The sequence below is a fragment of the Heliobacterium chlorum genome, assembly GCF_014502795.1.
Lineage (GTDB): Bacteria > Bacillota > Desulfitobacteriia > Heliobacteriales > Heliobacteriaceae > Heliobacterium > Heliobacterium chlorum.
The window spans coordinates 1-2697 of sequence record NZ_JACVHF010000073.1 but is presented as its reverse complement, the minus strand read 5'-3'; the positions used below and the strand labels follow the sequence as shown (position 1 = coordinate 2697).

At 51.5% G+C, this 2697-nt stretch carries 2 protein-coding genes; both read left to right on the top strand.

Going from position 1 to position 2697, the window contains the following annotated elements; translation table 11 throughout:
* Positions 1-122 precede the first annotated feature (122 nt).
* Positions 123-416 carry a phage tail assembly chaperone gene (locus tag H1S01_RS19865; protein ID WP_279287053.1) on the top strand — a complete coding sequence of 98 codons (294 nt, stop codon included), beginning with the start codon at positions 123-125 and terminating at the stop codon, positions 414-416.
* 18 nt (positions 417-434) lie between these two features.
* Positions 435-2543, top strand: coding sequence for a tape measure protein (locus H1S01_RS19860; RefSeq protein WP_188042120.1), 2109 nt, complete (start codon positions 435-437; stop codon positions 2541-2543).
* Positions 2544-2697: the final 154 nt, after the last annotated feature.

Here is a 2697-nt window from a genome sequence, read left to right as displayed (position 1 = left end):
ACGGAAAAGGAAGTGGGGGATTGGGTCGACTTCAACAACCTCGAATACGTCCAGGCCAAGATTGCCGAAGCCTTTGATACGGCCACCCGAAAAAACGAGTAACGCGAGCCGACTGGGATCAACTGAAAAAGATCGCCTATGGCTCGCTTTGTTTATTACCGGACCAGTTCTGGTCGTTGACGTTGGTGGAACTCATGGAACTCGTAGAATCGCGCATCGAGTATGAACAGCAACACCAGGAAGCGGAATATCACCGGACGGCATGGTTGGCTTGCCATATCATGAATGCCTCTGGCAATCTGAAACGGCCCGTTACGCCAGATAAGCTGCTCGGTAAATTTACCGATGCCAAGCGTGTAGACCGCATAGACCAACTCAACACTCTGGAAGAACTCAAACAGAAATTTCAATCGTAGGACAGGAGGGAGGCCCATTTGTCCGCACTCTCCAGTGTCCTGGTTAAGTTCACTGCAGACATCTCAGATTTCAACACTAAAATCCAGTCCGCAATGGGACAAGCCCAAAAGACAGGCAAACAGATGCAAAAAGAAGGCTTCACGATGGGCGGGGCCTTTACGTCATTAAAGAATATGGCGTTACCGGCCCTCGGTGCGATCATGACAGCCCTCGGAGGCCTCAGCCTGGGAAAAGGGCTTTCGTTCAACGCAGATATGGAACAGGCAGCGATCTCGTTCGAAACGTTGCTTGGTTCGGCAGAGAAAGCCCAGGCGATGATCAAAGACGTACAGCAATTTGGCGCATCTACGCCTTTTGAGTTCCCTGGACTACAGAAATCGGCAAAACTTATGCTGGCGATGGGATTCAATGCCGAGAGCGTTATGCCTAACCTGCAAGCGATTGGTGATGCGGTGTCGGCCATTGGCGGGGGAGAAGATGTTCTTAATGGCGTAACCATGGCTCTCGGTCAAATGGCCACCAAAGGCAAAGTATCGGCGGAAGAAATGAACCAGTTAGCGGAACGAGGTATCCCAGCCTGGGATCTCATGGCACAAAAGCTGGGCATGAGTAAACAGCAGCTCATGGATTTGTCAGCCCAAGGCAAAGTAATGGCCGACCAAGCCGTACCCGCCTTAATTGAGGCGATGGGCTCGAAGTTCTCTGGTGCCATGCAAAAGCAAAGCCAGACGTTCACCGGGATGTTGAGTACGCTAACGGACAATACCAATATGCTGTTGGGACAGGTGTTGCAGCCGGTATCCGATAAACTCAAGGAATTCATGCCGCTAGCCATCGGTTTTGTGGATAAGCTCTCAACCGGCTTCAAAGCCGACGGATTAAAGGGAGCCATCGAGTCCGCATTTTCTCCGGGCGTCGCGGCCATTCTGAATGGAATTATCACGGGCGTATCGACGCTGTTCGATCTCTTGCAGAACCATTGGAGCGTAATCGGCCCCATCTTAACGGGTATCGCTTCCGGATTTGCGGCTTTTGCTGTGATTCAGAAAGTGATGTCCGGCGTGGCCTCGACCATAACTACGTTTGGAACGGTGACCGCAGCATTGGCATCGCCTGTCGGTATGGCTGCAGCGGCGATCGGAGCACTGGTTATCGCTGGGATATATCTCTACACCCATTGGGAAGACATCTCGCAGAAACTTTCTACCTGTTGGTCTGTGATCGCAAATGAGGCGACCTTCGTTTTGAACAGTATCGTTACTCTGTTCCAGGAGGGTAGTGTTCAAATCATAGCCATCGCATCGACCATGAGTGAGCAAGTTCAGATGGACTGGAACCATGCCATGGATTCCTTGCTTACGGTCACGGACAATGTGTTGACGTCCACTCAAACTGTTTTCTCCCAAGCCATGGATGCGATTAGCCGCAGTGTTCGCTCGGCCTGGGACACAATTGGGCAGACATGGGACAGTACGACAAACCGGATTGAATCCTCTACGGGTGATGCAATGACATGGATTACGACTACAATCGCCACGGATTCGGAGATTATGAAAAGTATCTGGGATGCGACGAGCAAGTCGTTGAGTGCCTTAACCCAAGAGATGTGGAAGCTTATCCTGCAGTGTTTCAAAGACGCACCGACATCGCTGACCGCAGCCATGCAGGTGATTAAAGCGTTGCTGTACCAGAAGTGGGTCGAGATGAAGAACGATGCCTATTCCATGGGGACGAATTTGGTTAGAGGCTTCGTGGAGGGGATGCGATCCTTGGCGGGGTGGTTATATCACAGTGTAGCTAACCTGTTTGAAGGAGCCGCCAATGCCGCCAAACGAGCGTTGGACATTCACTCGCCCTCCCGGGTGATGATGCAGATCGGTGAGTATACGGCACAAGGATTTTCGATCGGCATGAATAACGAACAGGCGAATGTAAACAGTTCTGCGACCCAACTCGCCAATACCGCTGTCCAGGGATTTGCCGGATATCGACCCGCGGTAAACACACCGGAACTCGCTGGGGCCGGGTCAGGGCATAGTTTCAATATCACGATTAACGGCAGTAACGGCGAGGAAATTTGGCAACTGCTTGAACGACAGCTGGCCCGGCGAGGGGTGAGATTCTAATGAGTGACTCCTTTCGAATCTCGGGCGTTGAGCGGATTTCAAATATTCTTCTTCAGGACATATCCATTGAGCAGGTATTGACCTCAATGGTGGACACCTGTTCGTTTACCATCAAGAACATTCAACCCAACGAGGGCGATGAAGTGATCATCGA